This window comes from Paenibacillus sp. FSL P4-0176 (assembly GCF_037975265.1).
Taxonomy (GTDB): Bacteria; Bacillota; Bacilli; order Paenibacillales; family Paenibacillaceae; genus Paenibacillus; species Paenibacillus amylolyticus.
Map to the genome: position 1 here is coordinate 1,090,583 of NZ_CP150242.1, position 26,722 is coordinate 1,117,304.

The following is a 26,722-nucleotide window of genomic DNA, read 5'->3' on the forward strand; positions in this document are numbered from 1 at the left end:
ATGGCCAAGAAGGGAAAGTTTTTTTTCATATCGATTGTAATGCTGGTACTCGTATTTGGTTTGGTCTATGCAGGGATTACACTAACATCGAACTTTGGCAAGTCAACCACACAGGTGAGCACAGAGAATGCAGGTAAGGAACTGGGAAAACTGTACGCGGACATTGCGCCGGCGACGGCGGAACCGGTTAAAGGACAGATTGATCTAGATCCCGTTGACGTGGCGGAATCACTGCCGGATATCTCGAAATTTCCGATCGCTGTAGAGAATACAACAAATGATTACGTCGAAATCTTCTCTTCCACAGAGAAGTCGGGCAGTGGGGTAGACGGCTGGTTAACCGAGGTGGGCGAGGAGTTCAACAAAGCAAACATTACCGTTGGTGGGAAACAAGTATCGGTCAAAATCCGCAACATTGCCTCCGGTACGGCCACCGATTATATCAAGTCTGGTAAGTATATGCCGGATGCATTCACACCTTCCAATGAACTGTGGGGCGAGATGGTCGAGGCCAGTGGGGTGAAGACAGAGATGGTATCCGAGCGACTGGTCGGGAATGTTCCGGGTATTGTCATCTCCAAAGCCAAATATGATGCACTGGTTGATACGTACGGCTCCGTTAATGTAAAAACTGTAACCGAAGCCATTGCCAACAATGAACTCGCGATGGGATATACCGATCCATTTGCCAGCTCCACAGGACTCAACTTTCTGGTGACCGCACTGAACACGTATGATAGCGCCAACCCGCTTGGCGAGAAGGCTATTGAGGGATTTGAGAAATTCCAGACGAATGTGCCGTTTACAGCGTCAACAACGATTCAGATGCGGGAAGCTGCCAAGTCAGGCAGACTGGATGCCTTTGTACTCGAATACCAGACGTATGTGAATACCGCTGATCTGAAGAGTGGATACGTTTTTACACCATTTGGCGTGAGACATGACAGTCCGCTGTATGCACTCGGTCAACTGCCGCAGAACAAACAGGAGATCATCCAAAAGTTTGCGGAATTTGTAACCCAGGCGAAGTACCAACAATCGGCGGAGGAGTTCGGTTTCAACGGTTTACAGGATTACAAATCCGAACTGGCTACCGTGGATGGCGGCACGTTGTTGTCTGCTCAGAAAGTCTGGAAAGAGAAGAAGAATGGCAGTAAACCTATTGCCGCCGTGTTCGTGACAGACGTGTCCGGAAGCATGGACGGCGAACCACTTAACCGACTGAAGGAGTCCCTGCGCAAAGGTCAGAAGTACTTGGGCACAGAGAACAGTATTGGATTGGTTTCTTACTCCAGTGGGGTAACCGTGAATCTGCCGATTGCCAAGTATGATACGAACCAGCAGTCCATGTTTGTCGGTACAGTTGATAGTCTGCAAGCTGGTGGCGGTACAGCAACCTTTGACGGGATCGTGGTGGCGATGAAGATGCTGGAAGATTACATGGCTGCTGATCCAAACGTGAAGCCGTTGATTTTTGTCCTGAGTGATGGCGAGACCAACGAAGGTCATACCCTGAAGGATATCCGGGACTTGGTCGAGACATACAAAGTACCAATCTATACAATTGGGTACAACGCAGACATCAAGGCTTTGGAGAGCATCTCCAGCATTAACGAGGCTGCAAGCATCAATGCCGATACCGACGATGTCGTGTACAAGATTGGTAACCTGTTTAACGTACAGATGTAATCTAAAGGGGGAACTATAGATGTCATTTTCAATGGAAATACCGAGCCAGAAGGAAATTCAGAAGGTGATCGAAGAAGAAGTGAAACCCGTGCCCGCCGAGGTCGCGGAGCTTCAACAAGTGGCAAATGCCAACGTAGAGATGATCATGACACTGGATCTTGAATCCCTGGAGAAACGCAAAGAGATTTTACAATCCATTGACGGCTTTGGCATGAACACGATGAGATCCTCTTCTGAGAAAAACGCCTTGCTTCAAGTCTCCGTTGGACATCTGTCCAAGACGGGAGACGAGGGCGGTCAGGTTGCCAAAGGTTTGACCGAGCTGCATATGCAACTGAAGGATCTCGACCCGAGCGTGGTCGACTTTGCCAAGACCGGTTTCCTCGGTAAATTGTTCAATCCGCTTCGCGCCTATTTCCTGAAATACCAGAAGGCTGACGCAGTCATCGCTGACATCGTAACCTCTTTGGATAAAGGCAGATCCACGCTACGTAACGATAATACGACGCTGGAGATCGAACAGCAGAACCTGCGAGAACTCACCAAACGACTGCAAAAGGAGATTCAGCTTGGCGTGCTTATGGATGAGTCTATCGATGCACAGATTGAAGCCGCCAAGGTCCGCAATGAGGACCCTGAAAAAGTCCGGTTTATTACCGAAGAAGTGCTGTTCCCGCTCCGTCAGCGGGTCATGGATCTGCAACAAATGCTGGTCGTGAATCAGCAGGGCATCATGGCGATTGAAGTGGTAATTCGCAACAACAAGGAGCTAATCCGAGGCGTAGACCGTGCGAAGAATGTAACCATCTCAGCACTGAAAATTGCCGTTACTGTAGCAAGTGCTTTGTATAATCAGAAGATTGTATTGCAGAAAATTGAGTTGCTGAACCAAACGACCAATGATCTGATCGCAGGTACTTCCAAAATGCTGAAGGATCAGGGAATTGCCATCCAGAAGCAGGCGTATGAAGCCAGCATCTCCGTGGATACGATGAAACAGGCGTTCACCGATGTGCTGTCAGCACTCGATTCAATCAGTCTTTATAAGCAGGAAGCTCTGCCAAGAATGCGTGAGACGATTAACCAGTTCCGTGAACTTGCGGATACCGGAGAGCAGCAGATTCAACGGTTGGAGAAAGGGCAGAAGCTAGGGCTGTGATCAGAAGAGAGAGAGAAATACGTATTAGATTATTATCATAATTCATAGTTAGAAAAAGCGACCGTTCCTCATTAAATATGAGGAACGGTCGCTTTTTGGGCTTCTATGAAGATTGGTACTAATGTAGATACCCGATATTCCGTGCATAAGGGTATATCTGTTGCTCGTATTGGTCGAGGAGAACGCCAGCCGCACGTACTTTGGCACGACCTTGTTGCAGTATCTTAGAATTCACTTTGTTTTTAGAAACGGCTTGTTTGTACAACAAGTATCCTTCCAGCTGAAGGTAGCTTCCCTTAACATAATAGGCATGTATTTTCTTAAGTTCAGGATTGGAAGGTTTGATTTGTTTTAACATGGAGACCGTTTTTGTATAATTAGGGATCACCGTATTCGTAAGTTTGAGGTACATGGACTTGCGATTGGTTGAATTCACCTCACCTCCCACACTACCCAACGTGTCGATTGCTTTACTCTCATAAGGTACCAGACGAGATATTTGTTCAAGATATTTTTCGAAATCCTTTTGATCTTTAGTGAGCTCCTGTTCTGCATCATCTAATTCTAATTCGTCCATAAGTTCTTCGTGCAAATAATCATCTTCACTATAAATCTGATCTGAATATGTAGAGGTTGCTACTTTGGCTGCATCAGCAGAAGTGGCTGGAGAGAGAAGCACTCCGCCAAGCAAAACAAAACTGGTAATCAATGATATAATCCACGACTTCTTCAAATGTATTGTCATCCTCCTTTTGTTTGTATTCCATTGGATAACCTAACATATCATTACCAGAAATTACAGGAATACATTTACATAATTTTAGTGGCAAAGCTTTCTTGAAATTTTGAATCATCCTACTAAAGGGAAGTAAGACGATTCAAAATTTCAGTTTTTTAACACGACATTTTCCGGCTTGTAATGGATGATTTTGAACAACTCCTCGGCCATGTAGGTGGGGCTGTGCTTGAAATCCTGTCTGATCCACTCCATGATCATGCCAAATATCGCATGAGATTGGTAGCTTGCCAATATTTCATGGTTGATGTGCGCAGGGAAGATATGGTTCAGATCCTGTAAAGCGAGATCCCGAAGGACATCACAGATCATGCGCTGAAAGTTGGAGGAAGCCTCAGATTTCACAACCAGTGTGTAGAATTGTGCGTGTTGGTGCACATGCTCAAATATAGTGATCGCCGAAGAGGGCATTAGATTGACTTCGAACTCTTCCTCATCCTGATAAGGTTTGCGGAAAGAAGTTACCAGATCCTGAATCACATCATCGATGATTTCGTTGAACAGGTCTTCTTTGTACTGATAATGCCTGTAGAAAGTTCCCCGATTCAGGTCAGCTCGCTGCACAATATCCGTAATCGATATTTCTTTAAAGGGATGTTTTTGCATCAAATGAATGAGTGAATCTTTCAGTGCAGCTTTTGATTTTTTAATTCTTCGGTCCATTGAATTCATAGTTTCAGACATCTATTTTCCTCCTCGCGAGTTCACTTTATTAGTTAAAGTACATTCAGGCTTAGTAGTGTTGTTTAACGTACAACTGGACAAGCTTTTACTGATTGAAGTGAAACGCTATGACTTATTATACTAAGGATAAGAGTTAATGAACATTTGTTTGTTAACTTATTGTAAACGAATACACAAAGGAGGATACATGGAATGAGACTTCAAGATAAAGTTGCAGTTGTTACAGGTGCTGGTTCAGGTATGGGGAAAGCAATTGCCACGTTGTATGCTCAAGAAGGCGCGAAAGTCGTCGTATCGGATATTAACGAAGAATCCGCACAAGCGGTAGTTAATGATATTAAGGCACAGGGCGGAGAAGCGATTGTCGTTCTTGCCAATGTAGCCAAAGAAGAAGATGTGCAAAATCTGATCGATACGACGGTGAGCACATACGGTACAGTAGATATTCTAATTAACAATGCGGGAATTATGGATGGCATGGAACCTGCAGCAGATATAACGGATGAGAAGTGGGAGAGATTGTTTGCTGTGAACACAACCAGTGTGATGCGGACAACGCGTAAAGTATTACCAATCTTCCTGGAAAAACAAAAAGGTGTCATCGTGAACATTGCTTCGGCGGGTGGCCTACACGGCGGACGTGCAGGAGCAGCCTATACGGCGTCCAAACATGCGGTCGTGGGCTTCACCAAAAATACAGGATATATGTATGCTGAGCAAGGCATTCGCTGTAATGCGATTGCTCCAGGCGCTGTGGCAACCAATATCAGCACATCCATGGCAGGTATTAGTCATTTCGGTGCAGGGCGGCAACAGCTTGGGATGGCAATCAACCCACGCATCGGGACGAGCGAAGAGATCGCCAAAGTGGCCCTGTTCCTCGGATCTGACGAGTCCAGCTTCGTGAACGGAACTGTCGTTACAGCAGATGCTGGCTGGAGCTCTTACTAATCCACTCATGTGCAGTCGAGCATGACGTACGGAAATATTGTGTGAATTAAGGAAGCCGCATAAGTATATGCGGCTTCTTTTTTTGCACCTATGCACCTACGTACGGTGGATATCAGCATCATATTCCGTATAGGACAAACGTTTGCATTACTACACGGATACCCGAAATGAATCAATCTGAGGGTGGCTTTGGTTTGGAAAAAAGTGAGGATTCACGCACGATCAGACGATGGGGGATAATGACCGGATTATGAAGCTGTGGTTCCCCACTAAGAATTTTTAACAATACCTGAACGGCTGTATAACCAAGCTGATAAGTCCCGATGTCGATAGAGCTTAGGGGTGGAGAAGCCAGTTCCGATAATGCAATATTGTTAAAACTGACCACACTGATATCTTCAGGCACCAGATAATGAAGCTCGGCAAGAGCTCTCAATACCCCAAAGGCCACATTGTCATCAATGACAACGATTGCGGTGGGTCTGTCCGGCAAGGACATGAACAGCGACATCGCTCTGAATCCACTTTCCTGTAGAAATTCACCTTCCACTATCCAGTCACTATCCGCATCCAGCCCGGATTGGGCAAGCGCTTTTTGGTATCCTAACATGCGATCATGCGATAACGTAATGTCCGGAGGACCGCTGACAAATCCGATTCGGGTATGTCCCTGAGCGATTAGATGATGAGTCGCATCATAAGCAGTCTGCACATTATCGTTATCCACCATGGGGGCATTTGGATGGGCCTCACTGCGACCGATTAACACAAAAGGAAACTTTTCTGCTTCTAAAAAAGAAATGATGGGATCATCTCGTTTGGACCCAAGCAGCAAAATACCATCCACCCTTCGGCCATGCACAAGGCGGGATATCGCATGCAATTCATTGTCTGATGATGTTTCGGTTGTTAGCAGCAATTCATAATTCATACGGGTGGCATGTGTAATAATACCTCGCAGCAATTCTCCGAAAAAGTAATTTTGAAACAACTCTTCTGCAGGACGTGGAAGCATAATCCCAAGGGTATGTGTTGTTTTGGAAACCAGGCTTTTCGCGATGATGTTGGGATGGTAGTTCAATTCTTTCATGATTTGCTTCACTTTGAGAGATGTTTTGGTGCTGATTCTAGGATGGTTGGAAATCACCCGTGACACTGTAGAAGGGGAAACACCCGCCAATTTGGCAATATCCTTGATCGTAATCATGTAAAAAATCCCTTCTGAACAATCGTATAAATATTCTCCTATGGTAATCCAAAGGATACGAGAAATCAATTGCTAACTGCCGAGTAAGGGATGCACACGAAGTGAAATTAAGGAAGAAAGAGTCAGAACAAGGAAACAGGAAATTACTGTAGGTAGAAGAAGGAAATTGGTTAAAAATGAGCAAATATGGCTTGTGCAAACGTTTGTGCAAATAAAGATCGTTATTGTATGATGTGATTGTTATTATAGCGCTTACATCGGTGGATTTACATACTTCTTGACTTGTTTACCCCTACATATTGAACGGATAGGTCATCTTGTCTCCCATTTGAGCAAACGTTTGTACAAAAGAGGATATGGGATGAAAAACCTGACAACATACGCAGACAAAAGGGTGAAAAGCGCGAACTTTGTTGGACCAAGCAGAGGGAAGGGGACATTTTACATGAGAAAATGGCAAGGGGCAACATTGTCCGTCATGATGGCTTTTACACTGGCTGCGTGCGGGGCTGGAGGCGGAAGTCCATCTCCAACTACGGCAGGTGAGAATCCGGAGGAAGTGGTAGAGCTGACAGCCGAGAACCTTCAACCGGAAGAAGGGGCAACCCTGGTGATCTGGGAAGATAAAAATCAAAGTAGCTTTATTGAGCAAAGGGTCAAAAAATTCGAAGAAAAATATGGGGTAACGGTCAAAATGGAGGAATTACCTCCAACAGATCAGGTAACCAAACTAACGACGGATGGCCCGGCGGGTCTCGCGGCAGATGTCGTCGTTTTCCCACATGATAAGATTGGTAGCGCTTCAGAGGCGGGACTTATTCTGCCCAATGACATATTCGAAGCAGAGACCGTAGAGAACACCAGCGACAACGCGCTTAAGGCAGTGACGTTCAAGGATATCCTGTATGGCTATCCGTATAGCGTGGAGACCTACGCCCTTTTCTATAACAAGGCACTCTATCCAGAAGCTCCGAAAAACTTTGATGAGATTATCAGTTTCGCCAAGACGTTCAATAATGTGAAGTCCAATCAGTATGCGCTGATGTGGGAATTGCAGCAATTTTACTATAACTATGCGTTCCTGGCTTCACAGGGCGGTTATATTTTTGGGGACAACGGGATGGATAGCGCGGATCTCGGTCTGAATAACGAAGGAGCCCAGAAGGGTGGACAGTTCTTGCAGACGCTGAAGTCGGAAGTGCTGCCGCTCAAGATGGGTGACGTGAACTATGATATCAAAAAAGGATTATTCTCCAGCGGCAAGCTGGCTATGGACATTAACGGTCCGTGGACCATTGCCGATTATCGCAATGCAGGTATTGATTTTGGCGTTGCTCCGCTTCCGGCAATCGATGGCAAACCGATGACCTCCTTCTCAGGTGTTAAAGCCTATTATGTGAATGCATTTACACAATACCCGAATGCGTCGAAGCTCTTGGCAGCGTTCCTTTCCAATGAAGAAGCTCAGATGGAGAACTTTGACCTGAACGGTACACTTCCTGCGAACAAAAACGTAGCTGCTGATCCGAAGCTACAAGAGGACCCAATCAACAAGGCGTTCCTGGAACAGTTCAATAACTCAACACCAATGCCTTCGCTTCCTGCCATGGACAGCGTATGGGGACCAATCACGTCGGCCATTACGGATATATGGGATACCGATAAGGACGTGAAGACATCACTGGACAATGCCGTGAAACAGATCCAGGAAAGCCTTGCTACCGTCCAATAAGAACGAACGACGAGTGCAAAGATATGCATAAGAACTGTATAAATTGAACTTCATATTTACACAAAAACGGAGAGGGCAGAAGGAAGCTGAAGAAGTGAAACTAAAAGCTTTCTGAAAGAAAGCTACTTCGGAAGCATAGGCTCGCCTTTATCGCCGATCGGAAGCTTGTTCTGTCATCGGAGTGGTCAGTGTAAGTACACTTTTGTTCAATATATACAAGTTAGCAATAGGCGGGGAGGAGAGAGCGAATGCAACAGCAGCATGTCCCGGTGCCTGTTGGACCGAACAGTGAAAGACAGCACCGGATGACAGCGGCCATATGTTCCATCATACTGCAAGGTCTTGGACAGCTGTACAATCGACAGTGGATTAAGGGAATTTGTCTACTGTTACTGGAGGGAGCAGGGCTTGCGTACCTGCTTCCTCGCCTGTCACAGGCCGTATGGGGCATATGGACACTGGGGGAAAATACACAGCGTTTTGTCAAAGTGAATGGGTCCACTGTACTTCAAAGGGGAGACCATTCCATCTTTTTGCTGCTTGATGGCATTATCGTACTGCTGGTGTTTTTTGTGTTTATCCTGATCTACATCCTGAATATTCGGGATGCGTACGTCACGGGGCTCGCGAGGGAGGAAGGCAAGCAGACCCTGGGCGCAGCGGCTTCGCTTCGGAACATGATGGACAAAAACTTTCCGTACCTGTTTCTGTCCATTCCGGCATTGGGCATACTTTTCTTCACCGTTATGCCCATTCTATTTACGATCACGATCGCGTTTACCAACTATTCGGCCCCGGATCATATTCCGCCAGCCAAACTGGTGGACTGGGTAGGCTTCAAGACGTTCAGCGATTTGATTCAGCTAAAATCCTGGAGCCAGACATTTTACGGCGTGCTCACTTGGACGGTCATCTGGGCTATTCTGGCGACAGTCACCACCTATTTTGGCGGCGTGCTTGTGGCACTGTTGATTGAACAGCGGGGCATACGCTTCAAAAAGCTGTGGCGGACCATTTTCATTCTGCCTTATGCCATCCCGCAGATCATCTCCTTGCTGCTCATGCGTAATCTGTTCAACGGTCAGTTTGGTCCGATCAATACGTACATGAGAGCGTTTGGGCTGGAGGGATTACCCTGGCTGACAGATCCGTTCTGGGCCAAGGTTACCGTCATTGTTGTCAACATGTGGATCGGTATTCCGGTCAGTATGGTGCTCATTCTGGGTGTATTGACAGCCATCCCTCGTGATCTCTACGAGGCTGCCGAAGTGGACGGAGCATCTGCGTTTCAGAAGTTCAGGATCATTACGATGCCGTTCATTCTTTTTGCCACAACTCCGGTACTCATCATGCAGTTCGCCGGAAATTTCAACAACTTCAATGTCATCTTCCTGCTGACCAACGGAAATCCACTGCGGGGAGACTACCAGTACGCAGGGGCAACGGATCTGCTGGTAACCTGGCTCTACAAGCTCACGCTCGACAATAACAAGTTCAACATGGCTTCAGCGGTAGGGATCATTATCTTCCTTATTATCGCTTCATTCTCCATCTGGAACTTCCGCCGCTCCAAATCATTCAAGGAGGAGGACATGATTCAATGAAAACACGTAATAATCCGCTGCGTTTGGCCCTGAGTTATGTGCTATTGCTGATCATCGCCGTTGTCTCCATCTACCCGGTACTCTGGATCTTTCTCTCTTCCCTGAGACCCGGTGCGGCATTGTTTAGTGAACGGTTATGGCCGGAAGCTTTCACGTTGACCCATTACGGGGAGCTGTTCAATAACCCGTCCTTTATGTACGGCAGATGGTATATGAACACGCTGAAAATTGCCTTTTTCACGATGATCTTCTCTACGCTGATGGTGACACTTGGGATGTATGCCTTGTCCCGCTTCCGCTTCCGTGGACGTAAAACGATTCTCTCCACCATGCTAATTTTGGGCATGTTCCCAAGCTTTATGAGCATGATTGCAATCTATATCATTTTGCTGCAAATTAAATTGCTCGACACTCATGCTGCGCTCATCCTGGTCTATTCATCAGGAGCGGTACTGGGCGGATTTATCGTCAAAGGTTTCTTTGATACGATTCCCCGTAGTCTGGATGAAGCGGCCCGCATGGATGGTGCGAGTCACCTGCGGGTATTCACCAGCATCATCCTGCCCTTATCCAAGCCAATGCTGACCTATGTGGCATTAACCAGTTTTACTGGTGCGTGGATGGACTTTATCTTCGCCCGCCTGGTGCTGCGGACGAAGGAGAACTGGACACTTGCAGTAGGCATGTGGGATCTGGTCAACCGGTATCAGGACAGTAACTTTACGATGTTTGCTGCGGGGGCAGTTCTGATTGCCATTCCAATTACACTGCTGTTCGTTTTCCTGCAACGATTCCTTGTTCAAGGGCTGACGGCAGGAGCTTCGAAAGGGTAAACGCAGACTCAGCAAGAAACATTATAGGTCTAGAGACAATATCAATATCATCAGCTAAGCTAACGACGGCATGATTAGTCGTCTCGATAGCGTAACACTCACTTAACTCAGGCACTTCCGTATTGTCATGTCTTTGTCGACTGGCAATGCTGCGGAAGTGCCTGATTCTGTAGGGGCTCGAATCATGATTAGGGAGGAACGTGATGTATGGGCATGAACCCGTCCAGTGAGCCCGAGATTATAGGATACCAAGATGGACAAGCTGCATTGCATAATACTAAAGCTCCGCCAACACTTTGGCGTAATGTTACCTTTCGGAGGATTTTGTACGGCTACGGGATCTCGGTCTTTGGGGATTGCTTCAATGGGATTGCGATCAGCCTGTGGGTGTTACAGACCACGGGGAGTGCAAAGAGCATGGCAGCCGTACAGATCTGCAATATGGCCGTCAGCTTTTTGTTTGGATCGGTGGCGGGTACGGTTGCAGACCGATTGGATCGCAGGAAGCTGATGCTGGCATCGGATGTATTTCGGGGCCTAATGGCGGTACTGATTGCGGTTAGCTTATTCGGTTGGCATGCACCGTTCCCAGTGGTGCTCTTGTTACTCTCGCTCTCCATGTTTTCAAGTCTGTTTCAGGCACCTGCATTTCACGCCTCTGTAGCAAGTATGGTTGGCAGAGAGCATATTCAACAAGCGACCGGAACCATTCATATGGTGGATAATCTTGCCCGAATCAGCGGACTGGCGGCGGCGGGAGTGGCTGTTGCTGCATTTGGCGGATTCGTTGCCATATTAATTACAGGGGCAACTTTCCTGTTGTCCGCAGTCTGTGTGCTGGTGGCAGGTCGCTTTCCTGAGGTACAGCGATCCATTAATCAGCAGACCACGTTTGCTCAGGAGTGGCGCAGTTCGTTTGGCTACATCTATCGGAATCCTTAGATCCGTTCCATCGTATTGCTCAATCCCGTACTGATTTTGTTTTTCATGTCAGCCATGATGCTGGTTCAAGTGATGGCGGTCAAGGTATGGGAGGCGAATCCGGTACAGTTTGGATTAATTGAGACCTGTATTCCGCTGGGATATATGATTGGTTCTGGGCTATTGATTGCTTCGGGAAAACGATTGAAGCGAAGAGGGAGATGGGTATTTATCGGTCTAATTGTATTAGGGCCGATATATATTTTTTTGGCGAATGTATCCTCACCAATCATGGCGTTACCGTTCATCGTGGGCGGAGGTGCGATGTTCGCCTGCTGTACGATGCTCACCCAGATTATGCTCAGAACAGCCGTTCCGGACGAGCTGCAAGGAAGAGTCTATGGTGTGGTTGGAACAATCACCAGTACAGCGCCCATTCTGGGATTGATGGTTGTCTCCGTATTGGCAGATCAATGGGGGGCAGCTTCTGTGCTGCAAGGCGTGGGCATATTACTGCTGGCGACAGGTATTCTGGCAGCGACAACGTTGAAGTCGATCCGAACCTATCATTAGAAATGTGAGATATAGATCCAATCTATATTAGTTGAACTATAAACATTTACACGATAACGGAGCAGTCAGATGCAATCCGGAAAAGCGAAGCGTTCGCCTAAAAGATTTCTAAAAGAAAGCTACATTGGAAGTATACGCTAACCCCAGATTTTCCCTGTATAGAAGGGAATCATAAAACTGGGGGTAACAGCGATGAGAGATGGTTCTGACCGTGCAGTGGTCTAGTGTAAAGTCATTTGTTCAACTTATATACTAAAATCCAATAGCAAAACCCGGAGCACACGCTGTGTTAGCGTAACTCCGGGTTAGCTTGTGGACTGATTATCTTATTGCCAGTTTACATTGACTGTGGCTGTACCGCTGGTTGGTGTGGTGAACGTGTGGTTGGAACCACCTTCCCACGTAATGGTTGCCCCGTTTTTCTTGAAGAATTTGAACTCCAGTTGTTTCCCTGCTGGTACACTCACATCATAGTACCAAGTTGGGTAGGTGTGGATGACCTGATTGAAAGCAGGACCAATAGCTGTTGTGCCCGTACTCCAGTTGCCCAATTCTGCCACATTACCTGTCAGATAGATGTTCTGACCGAGTGTGGTGGACGCATTGTTAATGACAAATCGTACAGTGACCTGATCACCCGTAAGGAGGGTGAAGTTGTTATACGCATTACTGTTGACGCCATTCGCAGCTACTTTTACAGCATAATTGCCTGCGGCAACAGCTGGGATCGTCACTTTGATCTGCGTATCTTCCCAGGATGTGATCGCAGCACCGGTAACGGCTGTTGTACCGAAGTATACGGTACCTTTGGTGGATCCAAATCCACGTCCGCTAATAGTAACGACATTACCCGGTTTACCCATCACCGGACCTACATGTCCGATCGTTGGTGTTGTCTCGCTTGTTGTATATTGCCATACTGCTGTTGCTCCGGCAGCCAGTGTGAAGGATGAGATATTACCGTTGCTGGAAGTGATGTTATTACCGTTCAGTGCGCCGCCCAATACATCGGTGTAGTTGCCTGTTGGCAGTGAAGTGCTTAGATTCGCAATGCTTGCTGGTGTGGAGAGATTACGGTTCACCGCAACAACAGCTACACTTTTGCCAAATTTGCGTTCATAGACGTACACATCATTATTGATCCAGCGTTGCTGAGTAGAGCCATAGGCGATTGCTGGATTGGATTTGCGCAGAGGGGCCAGCTTGCTGATCACGTTGAAAGCAGTGGTTGTTTTGGAGAAGGAAGGCATTTTGGCCCGATTATCAGGGTCTCCGTTACCCGTCAGATACTGCTCGGTACCATAATAGATGGCAGGTACGCCGCGTGAAGTCAGCGTGAAAGCCAGCGCTTGTTCCAGACGACGGTTGTTGACGGCACTTGTTTTGAACCGATCCATATCATGGTTGTCGATGAACGTGACTTGGTCATTCACCTGATTGTAATCTGCGGCTGTGCCTGTAATCATCGAATCCAGAGCGTACATGTTGGATGTGTTATCCCGGAAGACGTCACGTACGGCAGAGTTAAAGCGGAAATCGAGTAGGCTCATTCCAGATTCGTTGGCAAATTCCGTGTTATCCGCATCAGATGCAGCAGATCCCAGGAACCATTCACCGAAAGTGAATACAGGTTTATGTGCATAGATGGAGGACATCCAGCTCTTTTGCCAGCCGAGAGGCATATGTTTCACCGCATCAACGCGAATGCCATCCACGCCCATATCAAGCCATAGCTTGATTGCGTCTTTGAAATATTGATCAATGGTACTGTTATTGTGATTCAGGTCAGCGAGGTCATAGAGGTTTTTGTAGATACCATTCTCCAGGGAGGAAAAATCGGAGCCGCCGTTGTGATGGAAATATCCATTTGTATCATTTGTGTATCCGCCAACAAGATTACCGTTATCGTATAACTTGCCATTCTCTGCAAAGGACGTATCGGTTTCCATGGCAGGAGACGTATGGTTTGGTGCAAAGTCAATTACGATCTTGATGCCTTTGGCATGAGCGGTTGTAATCAGATTTTGAAAGTCAGCCATCGTTCCGAAATACGGATTGGTCTTCTTGAAATCACGTGCCCAGTAGCCATGATACGCTGTGTTGATCACACCGCCGTAGTTGATTGTGGCGAAGATATTTTCGACCGGTTGGGAGATCCACAGTGCCGTAACGCCCAGATCGCTAAAATAGTTATCGTTGATTTTGTTGATCAGACCCTGCCAGTCGCCTCCGCAATACAACTTCAGGTTACTACAAGTGGCATCGTAGGCAGCTCCGGTAGGATTGTTGGAAGGATTGCCGTCCAGGAAGCGATCTGTAAAGATCTGATAGATGACGTCTGTACTAAAGTTCTGCTTGTTGGTAACCGCGGTATCCGCATCGGCATAGATCGCGGAAGCAGGCAGATAGGGAAGTGCGCCCCCTGCAAGTAAACTGAGTGCCAGTGTTGTGCTGAGGAGTACGCGTTTGGCCATTTGAAACATAGTAATCCACCCTTCTCGTGAATGTAGTAGTTTAGATAAACAACCAACCTGGCTCTTGAATAATAGCGCTTTCAATACAACGGAGTGTTACGCAGTGGATTGAAGACTTCCCTCCTTTTGACACGCTAACAACCCCGGCATCTCCTTCGGGAGTTACCGGGGTTGTCCTAAACCGCTCAGGTTTAAAAGCATGGCCCTCGAGTTATGATCACAACGTTATCGTAAGAAATATTGGATCTTATGTCAATAACTTTTTTGGGAGCATTTATTTTCTATTTTTATGTTTACAAAAGCATGTCCGGGGATTTAAACTATTCGCAGATTCACAATATAAGGGCTATGTATCCCGGAACACTTACGTGTGTTCTGGGACAACCCCGTCTCTTCTGAGGCGGGGTTATTTGTATTATGCAGTCGAATTGGGAGAAGAGAGGCGGTTGATGATCGTTGAGTACCCATTCTGTCATCGAATGTTTGGAAGGCATTCAGGCGTCGCGGCTGGGCAATATCCGCAACATTTATGTGTACCTCCCGCCCGGTTACCATGAGCTTACAGCTCGACATTATCCGGTTCTGTACGTTCATGCGGGGCAGCGGGCTTTTGGTCCATCCGGGACAGGCAATGAAACATGGAACATGGATCAGGCAGCGGACGGACTAATTGCCTCCGGGCAGATTGAATCACTGATTATTGTCGGTATTGCACATGTCCGTCCAGTCACGCACAACGAATTCTACCACTACATTGCTCCTGAGAGAGAGGCCGTGAGTGTGGGGTGCTCAGGCATCGACTATGAGCATTTCATTATTCATGAGCTCAAACCGCTCATTGATCATCGTTATCGGACGTTGCCAGACAAGGAGAATACCGGGCTGTTGGGTTCATCTGCCGCAGCACTTTGTACATTGCACATGGGGATGCGAAATCCGGATGTTTTCGGAAAACTGATCATGATGTCGCCATTTTATGTGGATGTGCAGTTAGACAAAACATCGGAAAGCGGGCTGTTGGAAGAAAACATGTATCGCTTGCCAGAAGAGGTACCCGACGTTCGGATGTGGATGGATATTGGAGACACGGAAGGTCTGTTTCTGCCTTCCCAGGTCAGAAGAGTAGCTCATCAATTACTTGAACGCGGAGTCAGAACGGATGAGGAATTGGCATTTCTGGAACAGCCGGGTGCCTGTCATCAGGAAGGTGACTGGGGAGCACGCGTTCATCTCCCGTTACTATACATGTTCGGCAACGTGGGTAAGCTCTCCTCGCTCGAACTGCTTGGAAGGGATGTCATCGGACTAGAGGGTGGAATGACCGTGTGTATCAATGCACAAATGCACTACGAGAGTGGGTTGGTTCAGAGTCTGCTGCACGGGAATTATACTTCAAGTGACCCGGATGTAATCCAGGTTCGTTCGAGTGGAGAGCTGGTGGCTATTGGTATTGGAAGTGCATCCATCACGCTGACTGTGGGGGAACTGTCCGCTACACGCATCTACACGGTTATTCCTGAAATGTCCACTCATGTGGAGGTCTGCATTCGTGCAGAGGTAGCTCCCGGCGAAGACTCGGAGGAAACGATATATGGTGGGATGGGCATGAAGCTTGTTCGTTCTGGTAAAGGTCGATATGAAGGTAGTTACCGAGTTCCGCGAGATAGTGGTTTTTCCTTCCGATTTACTCGCGGTTTCCGTCGTTTCGAGACCGATGTGGATGGCAAACCTATTGCCAATCGGGTATTTCGAGCGACAGATGATATATCTGTGCATTACCTAATCCAATCCTGGGGCAGTACGTCAGCCAAAACGGGAACAGGAGGCCCAAAATGATTATTCCTTCATTCGCTCCAGTGCTGGACATTCCCTATTATTATCCCTGCAATTTTCCTCTGATTCATGAAGTGCTCCATCGACAAGGATCCATCACAAGTCTTGCACTGTTGGCGGCAAGTCGGTTGTACAGCCTTCCTTCGTGCGGGGATAACGGACTGGTGAAGCCTTATTTTCACAAGCTGGATTATGCAGAGCCGATCTGGGAGATGTATGGTCAGCGACAGCTGGACAGCTTTGAGGAAGGCAAGACGCAGATCCGGCAGCATATTGGCGAAGGTGGGCTTTTTTTGGCTACAGGAACCAGTTATCATCTGCCTTACTGTGAGGATTATCAGAATCCCGAGTACATTCGCAAACACGTGAAGCAAGGCTCCCGACTGCATCTGGTAGACCATTGGATTGCCGTATATGGTCTGGATGATGAGCATGTTCATGTCTACGATCCCGTGCCCTCCAAGTACAAGGGAAAGGTTACTCAAAGGGCCTTTCATGACTTCTGGAAAGGTAACCAAAGCATACCTGAGCTTGCGCAGGCCAAGCGCAAAGAAGAACTCCGAACGTATGGAACCATGGACATTCGGGCGACTGTAAAGCTGGATTCTGTCGGTTACCGCGACATGTTGACCCAGGTGTTAACAACGCAAATTGAAGAATTTCTGACAGGCCGGACGATTACGCAAGGAGAACGCAATTATCATTTTGGACATGCGGTATCTCTGCAACTGTTAGATGCATTACATGCGGCGAATGAAGAGGAACAGGCCAATGAAATGCTAATATCCGGTCTGCTGTTTGATATGCGATGGAGTCGATATTTTCTTCGAGATCTTCTTCAGGAGTCTGCCTTATGGCTAGGTTCTCCACTTGATCAATATGCGAGAGAATTCAGCGACATTATTGTACGTTGGGAGAAGGCCTACAATATGCTTCAGGTCAGTCGGATAAAACAGCGTGAGCAGTGGAAAGTACAGCTAACAGGTGTAATTAAAATGTTGGTCACCGATGAATGGCACTGGTATGAGTCACTTCGACAGTCCATACCTCAGGCAGATTGCTTCCCACGCCAGACTGTGTCGATGATTGGACAAGAACACAGGGAGGATCTGCTCCGTATCGTATTGGATAGTTGTCGGGAGTTAAACGCGTACCATAATACCACGATTCCACTTGGTGAGGGTGGTAACGCTCCACTGTACGGACGAAGTGGGCAACTGGATTCGCTGGAACTCGTGTCATTGCTTGCAGTGGTAGAGCAGGGAATCGAAGATCGTTGGGGTACGGGAATGGGAACTGCTCTGGCGGAGATGGCTGCTGCTTCTATGCCGGAAAGCCCATATCAGACCGTGGGTTCACTTGTTGATTATCTCGCACAGCAATGGGCGCCTGCCGGTAAGGAGGATGCAACATGTTGAACCAATTCTTGCTTGAACGATTCGCGGAACAGGGACAGCAACCTGCGCTGATCTGGAAGGAACAGGAGTACAGTTACCGTTGGCTGCTGGAACAGGTTGGCATCATGAGTGAGTGGATTACAGCAGAAGGGCTGAATGGGCAACTTGTAACGCTGGAGGAAGACTATTCCCCCTATGCAGCGGCAGCATTGGTTGCTTTGCTTGGACAAGGGTGTATCGTGCTCCCCATGGATCGGAACCTGGTTGAAGCCAAACGAGAGGAATATATCCAACTGGCACAGGTGAAGTGGCGTTTGGGCGTTGAAGAAGGCAAGTTGTGCATTCGGCAAACGTGTGAATTATCTGGAGAGGTTCCCGTGTTGTTATCCTCGCTGGTACAGGCGGGCGTAGGCGGACTGGTACTCTTTTCATCGGGATCAACCGGAGTAAGCAAAGCGACTGTGCATCGTGCAGATCGGCTGTTACATCATTTTCGGCGGCGGGTTCGGCCCTTGCGAACGATTCCTTTCATGATGTTTGATCATATCGGCGGTGTGAATACCATGTTGCAATCTCTGTCCAGTGGGGGTTGTCTCTGTATCATTGCGGATCGATCTCCCGAAGAAGTATGCCGAACGATTGAGAAGTTTCGTGTGCAGGCGCTGCCTGTCTCCCCAACATTCATGAATCTGTTACTGCTGGGTAGAAATGATGAGGGGTATGATCTGTCGAGTCTCGAAGTTGTGTCATACGGATCAGAAGTGATGCCTGAATCCGTACTGGCAGCCTGGAACCGGAGATTTCCACAGATCCGGACGATACAAGCCTATGGCATGTCTGAACTTGGTATTCTGCCAACCCGCTCCAAAGAGCCAGGCTCGCTGCTGTTTTCCATTCAAGATGAAGGGGTCAAGTATCGGGTGGTGGAAGGAGAATTGCAGATTCACACGGAAACCGCGATGATTGGATATTTGAATGCACCTTCACCTTTTACAGAGGACGGGTGGCTGCGTACTGGGGATGAAGCCGTGCTGGAGCAGGGGTACATTCGTATTCTGGGACGTCGTTCTGAGATTATTAACGTAGGGGGACGGAAAGTGTATCCTGCCGAGGTCGAGGGTGTTCTCGAAGAGATGGAATGTATTGAAGCGGCCGTAGTTTCGGGAGAACAGAGTGGTATCACTGGTCAGAGGGTGAAGGTGACTATCCGGCTGGCTACAGAATGTACTCTCACCGATCTGCGGCGATCCATCTGGGAATATTGTCAGGACAAGCTGCCTTCATACAAGATTCCGCAGAAAATCGTAATTACACAGGGAGCGCTCGTAAGCTCAAGAATGAAGAAAATACGAAAACCGATGACTTCGACAACCTTCGCCTCGGCTGGGAAATAGGTCGGTACCCCGAATGACTATCAGGCGGTAGAGTAGTGAACCTTAACCTATCTGGAAACACAAAAGGGAACAGAAAAGGTGCTACCTCGAAGAGTTTCACCTTGCTTGAATCGCTATCGCTAACGAACCTCAAACATCTTATTGAGGGGATAATCAAGAAAAGTAAAACCTAACGAATCTCAGCAACGTTATTCCGTCGAAAACACGGCTTCTGCTTGCGAAAATCGACTCATTAAACGAAATAACGTCTCTCTGATTCGTTAGGCATTTAGACCGCGTATAATGAAGCGAATAAGGTGTGCTGGTTTCGTTAGAATATGACGTATAAGATACAGAAGAGGCTGTCCTTGGTCTAATATGCTACCCATACAGTAACAGGATTTTATTATTTTACCTGTCTACTTTATGGGTAGCATATCACCTAGGGGACAGCCTCTTTGAAGTTATTTTCCCTTGTTAGCTGTATTTATCTCAGGCCTCAGCTGGTTGTTTCACCTCAAGTTGCATCAGGGAGAATCCGTATGCTTCCAGATCGAGGGTCAGTTTATTTTGCCGAGCTTCCACGGTGTTGGATGTGAACAGATTTCGCCAGATGTTACGATCTCCCAAGGGGAGTTCAAGGGTGCATGGTTCATCACCCGCATTAAGAACAAGAAGCATGCGCTCTCCCGTATGCGAATCCAATCGTTCGATGGCAAGACAAGGGTCTCCGGCTTTTGCATATACAATCTTCAGTTCTGTGCTGCGTAGGGCAGGGTGCTCTTTACGAAGGGTAATCGTACGGGTGAAGAATTCCAGAAGCTCGCGATTCTGCTTGGTCTCATCCCACTCCATACACTTGCGGCAACCCGGATCATATCCTCCATCAAGTCCCACTTCGTCTCCATAATAGATACATGGCACACCTGGATACGTAAGCAGCAACGTAACGGCAAGCTTCATCTTGCGTTCATTTCCATCACACAAGGTCAGCAGTCTGGGCGTATCATGGCTTCCGAGCAGATTGAAAGCTGCTTCCGTTACAGGCTGTGAATAGGCTGCGAGCAGTTTGCCGATCTCATTCGCGAAGCCAAGTCCATCCAGCTTTCCGTGCACCGTGTAGTCCAATACCGAATTGGTAAATGGATAATTCATCACGGCATCGAACTGGTCTCCCTGAAGCCACATGAGCGAATCATGCCAGATCTCGCCGAGCAGATAGGCGTCAGGCTTAATGGCTTTTACCGTCTGACGGAATTCGCGCCAGAACTGATGATCCACCTCATTCGCCACATCGAGCCGCCATCCGTCAATGTCCATCTCCTCAATCCAGAAACGTCCTACCTCCAGCAAATATGCCTTCACTTCAGGGTGTTCCGTATTCAGCTTCGGCATGAGCGGTTCAAAGGCAAAGGTGTCATAAGTCGGTATACCATCCTCCACACGCGGCGGCCAGTCTTTGATATAGAACCAATCTGCGTAGGGAGAGGCAGCTCCATTCTTCATGACATCGACAAAAGGAGGGAACTCTCTGCCGGAATGGTTGAACACCGCATCCAGAACGACACGTATGCCGCGCTGATGACAGGCATCCACGAAGGCCTTGAACTGTTCATTGGTACCAAAGTGAGGATCAACCTTCATGTAATCACCTGTATTGTATTTGTGGTTCGTCGTGGCCTCGAACAGCGGACAAAAGTAGATGGCATTGATGCCAAGCTGACTTATATGATCCAGATGATCCAGCACACCTTGGAGATCGCCGCCAAAGAAGTTCACCGGTGTAGGTTCTCCTCCCCAGGGTTCCGCATTTTTGGGACTGAGGGATGGATCACCATTGGCATAACGTTCAGGGAAAATTTGATAAAACACAGCGTCCTTAACCCAGGCAGGCGGTTCAAAAATGTCGACTGGATTCATAAATGGAAAATCAAAGAATTCGAGTGGATGGTCAGGCAGCGCCTGCTCGAATCCACGCTCCGTCATCCAGACCGATTCCTCTCCCTGAATCAGTTGGAAACCATACCGTAATCGGCGATAGGGAGGTGAAGTCTCAGCTTCCCAATAATCGAACATTTCATCCCGGGCAAAGATGTGCATAGGGATGTGTGTGATGGTCCGATCCCAAGCATATTTGTCTCCCGTAATGGCAATCACCGCATCCAGATCCCCACGTTTGGACCGAAGTCGCAGGTGCATGGTCGAGCGGTCATAAGCATAAGACCAATTGAGTTTGGGGCGATGATAAACGGCTTCAAGAATCATGTAAATCACTCCTCGTCAGATGATGAAATTCAGATAAAAGCGGCCATTAAACGCAAAAAAGGCACAACCTCAATTGTTCACGAGGTTGTACCTTTCGGCAGCATAGCCTTTTGATTATAGTGCTATTATACGAACTAACTCAGCAAAAGAAAACACTTTTTTTCCTTAAATTTCAAATTGTTTTATTCGAAATGTAGGACGCATATCTGCAATTACTGTTTTTTATAAATCAAATCCAAGTTTATTGGCGTATGCAGAGAATTCTTTGTGAAATTTCTCGATATTTTTCTTGCCGGCAGCAATTTTGGCATTGGCTTGTTTCAGGACAGCGCTGTTTACCGTTGTTTTGGAGACAGATTTTTTAGCGAGTTGAAATCCTTCCAGCTGTGTATAGCTACCTTTGATCAAGTTGGCATGAATTTTTTGCAATTCCGCATCTTGCGGTTTGATCATCTTCAGCTTGGATACATATTTGGTGTAGTTAGGAATCGCTGTATTGGTCAGTTTCAGGAAAACGGACTTGCGATTGGATGATGTAATGTAAAATCCACCTCCCAAAGCATTGAAGGCTCTCTCCTCATATACCGATGCCATATCCAACTGATCAAGGTAGCCCAGGAAATCTTCTTCTTCGACTGTAGGGAGCGGTTCTTGTTCTGACGTGTCAATTTCTTCATAGTATTCGTCTTCCGAATATGTAGTGGCTGAGTCATCCGCAGCAGCGGCATAGGACCCTACAGGTGCGAACACCCCGCCGAGCAAAACAAAACTCATAATGATTGATAGTACCCATGATTTCTTCACGTGTTAATTTCCCCTATCTATAGATGTGATTTTATTCCAATGGATAATCTAACATAGTGCGACAAGAAATTACAGGAATTGTTTTACAGTAAATTCATCAGTCAAACGCATATAAATGAATAATGATTCACCAGCAAAAAGGACATGTATTAGATGAAGCTAGAAGTTAGAAGAGAAATGTACATGTTATGTTACAGAGAAAAAACTTACATATATGGTTTATGTGAAGGCGTATTGTATCGATATATATTGTATTGGTTTAGTTAATATATCTTTATTTAATGTTGTTTTATGAAGTTACAGAGTTCGACAGGGAGTGAGAAGTTTTTCCAAATAAAATGCTTGTATAATGATTTCATCTCCATTACAATACAATTGATAATGAGATTCAATATCATTTAGATGAAAAAGGGGAGACGGATTTCATGTATAAAGTAAAGAAAAAGCTATACATTTATGCAGCACTTATTCTGATGATTTCACTACTTGCTGGTTGTGCTTCGGGTGGAAGTGCCGAGACTACAAATACGTCTAGCCAAGCTGCAAGCAGCAATGAGAGCAATAATGAAAGTGATACAACTGCCAGTGCAACAGAAGATCAGACCCGAGTGATCAAACATGCCATGGGCGAAACCACAATCAAGGGAAACCCGCAAAAGATCGTGACACTGTTCCAGGGCGCGAATGATGTCGTTGTTGCACTTGGCGTTAAACCGACAGGTGTTGTCGAATCCTGGGTTCAGCAGCCAGTCTACGAATATCTGAGAGCAGATCTGGACGGAGTAACACAAGTGGGTCAGGAATCTCAGCCCAATCTGGAAGAGATCAACAAGTTGAAACCGGACTTGATCATTGCTACCAAGATCAGACATGAAGAAATCTATGAGCAATTGTCCCAGATCGCACCAACGGTAGTGACGGAGACGCTGTTTGACTGGAAAGAAACGGTGAAAACTGTTGGAGAAGCGATGAATATGGTTGAGCAATCGGATAAACTGTTGTCTGATTGGGATGGCCGTGTAGCTGATTTCAAAGAGAAAATGGGGGATCGTCTGCCAATTGAAGCAACCATCACGAACTTTAGAGCCGATCAGGTTCGTATTTTCTACATGGGATATGCAGGTAAGATTCTGAATGAACTTGGGTTCACCAGACCTGCCGGACATGACGCAGACACATGGGGAGTTGAATTGACTTCCAAAGAAAACATTCCGGATATGAATGCAGACATGATCTTCAACTTCAACTCAGGTACAGAAACAGATGCCATTCAGAAAAATTATGATGATTGGACCAGCAGTCCACTGTGGAAAAACCTTGATGCAGTCAAGAATAACCAACTGGTTCAGGTCGATGAAGTGGCCTGGAACATGGCAGGTGGATACACATCAGCCAACATGATGCTGGACGATCTATATAAGCAGTTCAACCTGAACTAACTAACAGGAGCAGGACCTGCCCGTGCACCAGGACATTCGTTAACGAAGTGTATGGGCAGGCAGGTCTTTTATCATTTTACAGATGAAAGAGTGAGAGTATGTTTCCCCTTTTTACAAAGGCAAGCGCCAAGATCTATGGACTGGTTGGTTTATTCATATTACTTCTACTTGCTTGCCTAGCCAGTATGATTCTGGGACGTACGCATATCACGTTTCAGATGGCATGGGAAGCACTGCAATTCTATGACGAGAGTTCTGTGGAACATGTGGTTCTGCTGACGGAACGGTTGCCACGTACAGTTATTGCTGCTGTTGTAGGAGCAAGTTTGGCCGTGGCGGGTGGGCTGATGCAGGCATTGACACGTAACCCGCTGGCATCACCGAGTGTGTTCGGGATCAATTCTGGTGCGATCTTTTTTATTGTTATTGCCATTGTTGTATTGTCCGTATCTTCGCTCACCACCATGATGTGGTTTGGTTTTGCAGGGGCTGCTGTAGCCGCGGCAATTGTATATGGGCTAGGTTCCCTCGGTCGTGATGGCCTGACACCGATCAAAATTGTACTGGCAGGTACGGCAATCTCCGCGTTATTTGCCTCGTTCACACAGGCCATTTTGGTGCTGGATGGAACCGGATTGCAGGATGTACTGTTCTGGCTTGCCGGTTCAGTAAGTGGTCGGACATTGGATATGTTATATCCTGTTCTGCCGTACATGACAGCCGCAGTTATTGTCTCTTTGTTCATGGGCAGAGCCATCAATCTGCTGTTGACGGGTGACGATATCGCCAAAGGCATGGGACAGAATGTACTTCTAGTCAAGGTGCTCATGGGAATTGTTACGGTATTGCTGGCGGGTGGTTCGGTTGCCGTAGCCGGTTCGATCGGCCTCGTCGGTCTGGTTGTCCCGCATATCATGCGTGCACTTGTAGGAAACGATTACCGCTGGCTCGTTCCTTACTCTATTGTGGGGGGAGCGATTCTGCTGTTGTCTGCGGATGTGGTGGCAAGGCTGGTGATTATGCCGCAGGAAGTTCCACTTGGTGTCATGACTGCACTGATTGGCGGACCCTTCTTCGTGTACATTGCCCGTAAGGGGGTGACGAAGATATGAGGAAGCTGTTGACTTTCCGCAACAAAAAAGACACCGTTTCGGTGCAAATGGAACGAAAATCATTGGTTGTCATCGGGATATGTATCCTCCTTTTTCTCGTGGCAGGGGTTGTCGGTACCAGTGTGGGCAGTGACTTTATTTCTCCGATGGATGTGCTCAGAACGATATTTGGTCTGAATGCAGGAGAGCATGACTTCGTCGTGCTGACCTTAAGACTGCCACGGGTGTTATTATCTCTGCTCGTAGGAGCAGCCCTCGGTATGTCAGGCGCACTTCTGCAAGGCATTATCCGTAATCCACTGGCCTCACCGGATGTCATCGGAATCACTGGCGGTGCAGCTGTTGCGGCTGTAGGTTTTGTTACGTTGCTGGGCGGAGCGGTGAGCATCAAGTTGTTGCCACTGTTCGCCATTGTCGGTGCGCTTGTGACGGCATTGATCATCTACGTGCTTGCCTGGAAAAAGGGAGTCAGTCCGATCCGTCTGGTGCTGATCGGGATTGGAGTGTCAGCCATTACCGGAGCTGGAACGACCTTTATGCTGATCCTGAGTCCATTCTACACGGCAGGTCAAGCCTATATCTGGCTGACAGGAAGTGTATACGGAGCATCGTGGACCGATGTCCGAACGATTTTGCCGGTTATCTTAATTGTTGTACCGCTGGCGATCTGGTTCGCCCGCAGCCTGAATGCACAGGAGTTCGGGGATGATCTGGCCACAGGGCTGGGTGTAACTGTACAGCGGCATCGTTCAGCGTTGTTGTTATGCAGTGTACTGCTGGCGGGAATCGCCGTTGCGGTTGCCGGAACCATTGGTTTTGTTGGTCTGATCGCTCCACATATTGCCCGAAAGCTGGTCGGCCGGATGTTTGGCAGTATGCTGATTGTGTCTGGACTGGTTGGTGCTCTGCTTGTATTTGCTGCAGATCTCATAGCTCGTACAGCCTTCCTACCGCTGGATGTTCCCGCAGGGGTATTCACCGCAGGCGTAGGCGCACCGTTTTTCCTGTATTTGTTGTTCAAGAATCGAAATCAGTTTTGAGGAGGAGAGAGCTGTGAGTGTTCTGGAAGCCAAGGAGCTTACGATCTCCTATGGAGCAGATCCCATTATTGAAAATTTAAACCTGACCATTCCCAAGGGACAGATTACCGTCCTGATTGGCAGCAACGGCTGTGGCAAATCTACGCTGCTGCGTACGTTGGCCCGGTTGCTGAAATCCAGCTCCGGTTCGGTGCTGCTGGATGGCGAAGAGATTGCAAAGCTGCAGACCAAGGAAATTTCAAGACGCATGTCCATCCTGCCACAGGGCCCGACCGCTCCGGAGGGCCTGACGGTGAACCAACTGGTTAAGCAAGGACGTTATCCACATCAAACATGGCTGAAGCAATGGTCTCGTGAGGATGAGCGTATGGTTAAGCTGGCACTTGAATCCACACATCTGACAGAACTCGCGGATCGACCTGTGGATGCATTGTCCGGTGGACAGCGTCAGCGTGCCTGGATTGCGATGACACTTGCGCAGGGTACCGAAACGCTGCTGCTGGATGAACCTACAACCTATCTGGATATGACACATCAGATTGATATCCTCGATCTGTTGTTTGAGTTGAACGAACGGGAAGGACGCACGATTGTTATGGTACTTCATGATCTGAATCTGGCATGTCGGTATGCGCATCACATTGTGGCTGTTCACAACAAGTCGATCTACGCAGAAGGCAAACCGGAAGATATCGTCACACAGGAGATGGTCCGTAAGGTTTTCCAGATGGAATGTGAGATTGCGGTCGATCCACTGTTCGGCACACCAACTTGCATCCCACATGGAAGAGGGAGGAAGCTGAATGGAGAACAGCGTTATACACAACTGGCTTGAG

The 26,722-nt window shown here is 47.5% G+C and carries 21 protein-coding genes; 15 read left to right on the forward strand and 6 right to left on the reverse strand.

Translation table 11 applies throughout. From position 1 onward, the window contains the following. On the forward strand, positions 1-1,689 hold the full coding sequence (locus MKY95_RS04915; RefSeq protein WP_339197237.1) for a VWA domain-containing protein: 1,689 nt from the start codon (positions 1-3) through the stop codon (positions 1,687-1,689). Between the two features lie 19 nt (positions 1,690-1,708). Then, positions 1,709-2,848, forward strand: coding sequence for a toxic anion resistance protein (locus tag MKY95_RS04920; protein ID WP_017690481.1), 1,140 nt, complete (start codon positions 1,709-1,711; stop codon positions 2,846-2,848). A 118-nt stretch (positions 2,849-2,966) separates the two neighbouring features. On the opposite strand, the gene MKY95_RS04925 is transcribed toward MKY95_RS04920, so the two are convergent. Both MKY95_RS04925 and MKY95_RS04930 read right to left on the reverse strand, forming a co-directional pair. Next, positions 2,967-3,581, reverse strand: a complete 615-nt coding sequence (locus MKY95_RS04925; RefSeq protein WP_339197240.1) for a hypothetical protein — start codon at positions 3,579-3,581, stop codon at positions 2,967-2,969. Between the two features lie 153 nt (positions 3,582-3,734). Then, positions 3,735-4,328, reverse strand: coding sequence for a TetR/AcrR family transcriptional regulator (locus MKY95_RS04930; protein ID WP_339197243.1), 594 nt, complete (start codon positions 4,326-4,328; stop codon positions 3,735-3,737). Between the two features lie 192 nt (positions 4,329-4,520). Between MKY95_RS04930 and MKY95_RS04935 the strand changes: the two genes are divergently transcribed. Then, positions 4,521-5,279: an SDR family oxidoreductase gene (locus MKY95_RS04935; protein WP_339197246.1), complete on the forward strand. Its 759-nt coding sequence runs from the start codon at positions 4,521-4,523 to the stop codon at positions 5,277-5,279. 172 nt (positions 5,280-5,451) lie between these two features. Here the strand turns inward: MKY95_RS04935 and MKY95_RS04940 are convergent, their stop codons facing one another. Then, positions 5,452-6,486, reverse strand: a complete 1,035-nt coding sequence (locus MKY95_RS04940) for a LacI family DNA-binding transcriptional regulator (RefSeq protein ID WP_339197248.1) — start codon at positions 6,484-6,486, stop codon at positions 5,452-5,454. 445 nt (positions 6,487-6,931) lie between these two features. Here MKY95_RS04940 and MKY95_RS04945 point away from each other — a divergent pair, with 445 nt between their 5' ends. The 5 genes from MKY95_RS04945 to MKY95_RS04965 all read left to right on the forward strand — a co-directional run bounded on the left by MKY95_RS04945 (position 6,932) and on the right by MKY95_RS04965 (position 12,149). Continuing rightward, positions 6,932-8,218, forward strand: coding sequence for a maltose ABC transporter substrate-binding protein (locus MKY95_RS04945; RefSeq protein WP_339197250.1), 1,287 nt, complete (start codon positions 6,932-6,934; stop codon positions 8,216-8,218). 248 nt (positions 8,219-8,466) lie between these two features. Beyond that, entirely contained in the window at positions 8,467-9,822 is a 1,356-nt protein-coding gene (locus MKY95_RS04950) for an ABC transporter permease subunit (protein ID WP_339197252.1), read from the forward strand. After that, complete coding sequence (locus tag MKY95_RS04955) at positions 9,819-10,655, forward strand: sugar ABC transporter permease (RefSeq protein WP_017690474.1); 837 nt, start codon at positions 9,819-9,821, stop codon at positions 10,653-10,655. Before MKY95_RS04950 ends, MKY95_RS04955 begins: the two co-directional genes overlap by 4 nt. Before the next feature lie 207 nt (positions 10,656-10,862). Then, a complete protein-coding gene (locus tag MKY95_RS04960; protein ID WP_339197256.1) occupies positions 10,863-11,597 on the forward strand; it encodes an MFS transporter in 735 nt (244 codons plus the stop codon). Positions 11,598-11,633: 36 nt separating this feature from the next. Further along, positions 11,634-12,149 carry an MFS transporter gene (locus MKY95_RS04965; RefSeq protein ID WP_339199909.1) on the forward strand — a complete coding sequence of 172 codons (516 nt, stop codon included), beginning with the start codon at positions 11,634-11,636 and terminating at the stop codon, positions 12,147-12,149. A 326-nt stretch (positions 12,150-12,475) separates the two neighbouring features. On the opposite strand, the gene MKY95_RS04970 is transcribed toward MKY95_RS04965, so the two are convergent. Next, positions 12,476-14,632 carry an alpha-amylase family glycosyl hydrolase gene (locus MKY95_RS04970; protein ID WP_339197258.1) on the reverse strand — a complete coding sequence of 719 codons (2,157 nt, stop codon included), beginning with the start codon at positions 14,630-14,632 and terminating at the stop codon, positions 12,476-12,478. Between the two features lie 447 nt (positions 14,633-15,079). Here MKY95_RS04970 and MKY95_RS04975 point away from each other — a divergent pair, with 447 nt between their 5' ends. The 3 genes from MKY95_RS04975 to MKY95_RS04985 are packed head-to-tail and all read left to right on the forward strand — an operon-like array spanning position 15,080 to position 19,247. Continuing rightward, positions 15,080-16,459 carry an alpha/beta hydrolase-fold protein gene (locus MKY95_RS04975; protein WP_339197261.1) on the forward strand — a complete coding sequence of 460 codons (1,380 nt, stop codon included), beginning with the start codon at positions 15,080-15,082 and terminating at the stop codon, positions 16,457-16,459. Further along, a complete protein-coding gene (locus MKY95_RS04980) occupies positions 16,456-17,874 on the forward strand; it encodes a hypothetical protein (RefSeq protein WP_339197263.1) in 1,419 nt (472 codons plus the stop codon). The genes MKY95_RS04975 and MKY95_RS04980 overlap by 4 nt, the downstream gene beginning before the upstream one ends. Then, positions 17,868-19,247 carry a fatty acid--CoA ligase family protein gene (locus tag MKY95_RS04985; RefSeq protein ID WP_339197266.1) on the forward strand — a complete coding sequence of 460 codons (1,380 nt, stop codon included), beginning with the start codon at positions 17,868-17,870 and terminating at the stop codon, positions 19,245-19,247. Before MKY95_RS04980 ends, MKY95_RS04985 begins: the two co-directional genes overlap by 7 nt. A gap of 471 nt (positions 19,248-19,718) precedes the next feature. Here the strand turns inward: MKY95_RS04985 and MKY95_RS04990 are convergent, their stop codons facing one another. Both MKY95_RS04990 and MKY95_RS04995 read right to left on the reverse strand, forming a co-directional pair. Then, positions 19,719-21,491 (reverse strand): alpha-glycosidase, encoded by a 1,773-nt coding sequence (locus tag MKY95_RS04990; protein ID WP_339197268.1) that lies wholly within the window; start codon positions 21,489-21,491, stop codon positions 19,719-19,721. Between the two features lie 222 nt (positions 21,492-21,713). Then, the gene (locus MKY95_RS04995; protein WP_339197270.1) at positions 21,714-22,295 is read right to left on the reverse strand and encodes a hypothetical protein; all 582 of its coding nucleotides are present in this window, start codon (positions 22,293-22,295) and stop codon (positions 21,714-21,716) included. A 425-nt stretch (positions 22,296-22,720) separates the two neighbouring features. Between MKY95_RS04995 and MKY95_RS05000 the strand changes: the two genes are divergently transcribed. From MKY95_RS05000 to MKY95_RS05015, 4 genes are all read left to right on the forward strand, one after another. Beyond that, complete coding sequence (locus MKY95_RS05000; RefSeq protein WP_339197273.1) at positions 22,721-23,734, forward strand: iron-siderophore ABC transporter substrate-binding protein; 1,014 nt, start codon at positions 22,721-22,723, stop codon at positions 23,732-23,734. Between the two features lie 98 nt (positions 23,735-23,832). After that, positions 23,833-24,846, forward strand: a complete 1,014-nt coding sequence (locus tag MKY95_RS05005) for an iron ABC transporter permease (protein ID WP_339197276.1) — start codon at positions 23,833-23,835, stop codon at positions 24,844-24,846. Next, the gene (locus tag MKY95_RS05010; RefSeq protein ID WP_339197279.1) at positions 24,843-25,886 is read left to right on the forward strand and encodes an iron ABC transporter permease; all 1,044 of its coding nucleotides are present in this window, start codon (positions 24,843-24,845) and stop codon (positions 25,884-25,886) included. Before MKY95_RS05005 ends, MKY95_RS05010 begins: the two co-directional genes overlap by 4 nt. A gap of 13 nt (positions 25,887-25,899) precedes the next feature. Further along, positions 25,900-26,721, forward strand: coding sequence for an ABC transporter ATP-binding protein (locus MKY95_RS05015; protein ID WP_339197282.1), 822 nt, complete (start codon positions 25,900-25,902; stop codon positions 26,719-26,721). Position 26,722: the final 1 nt, after the last annotated feature.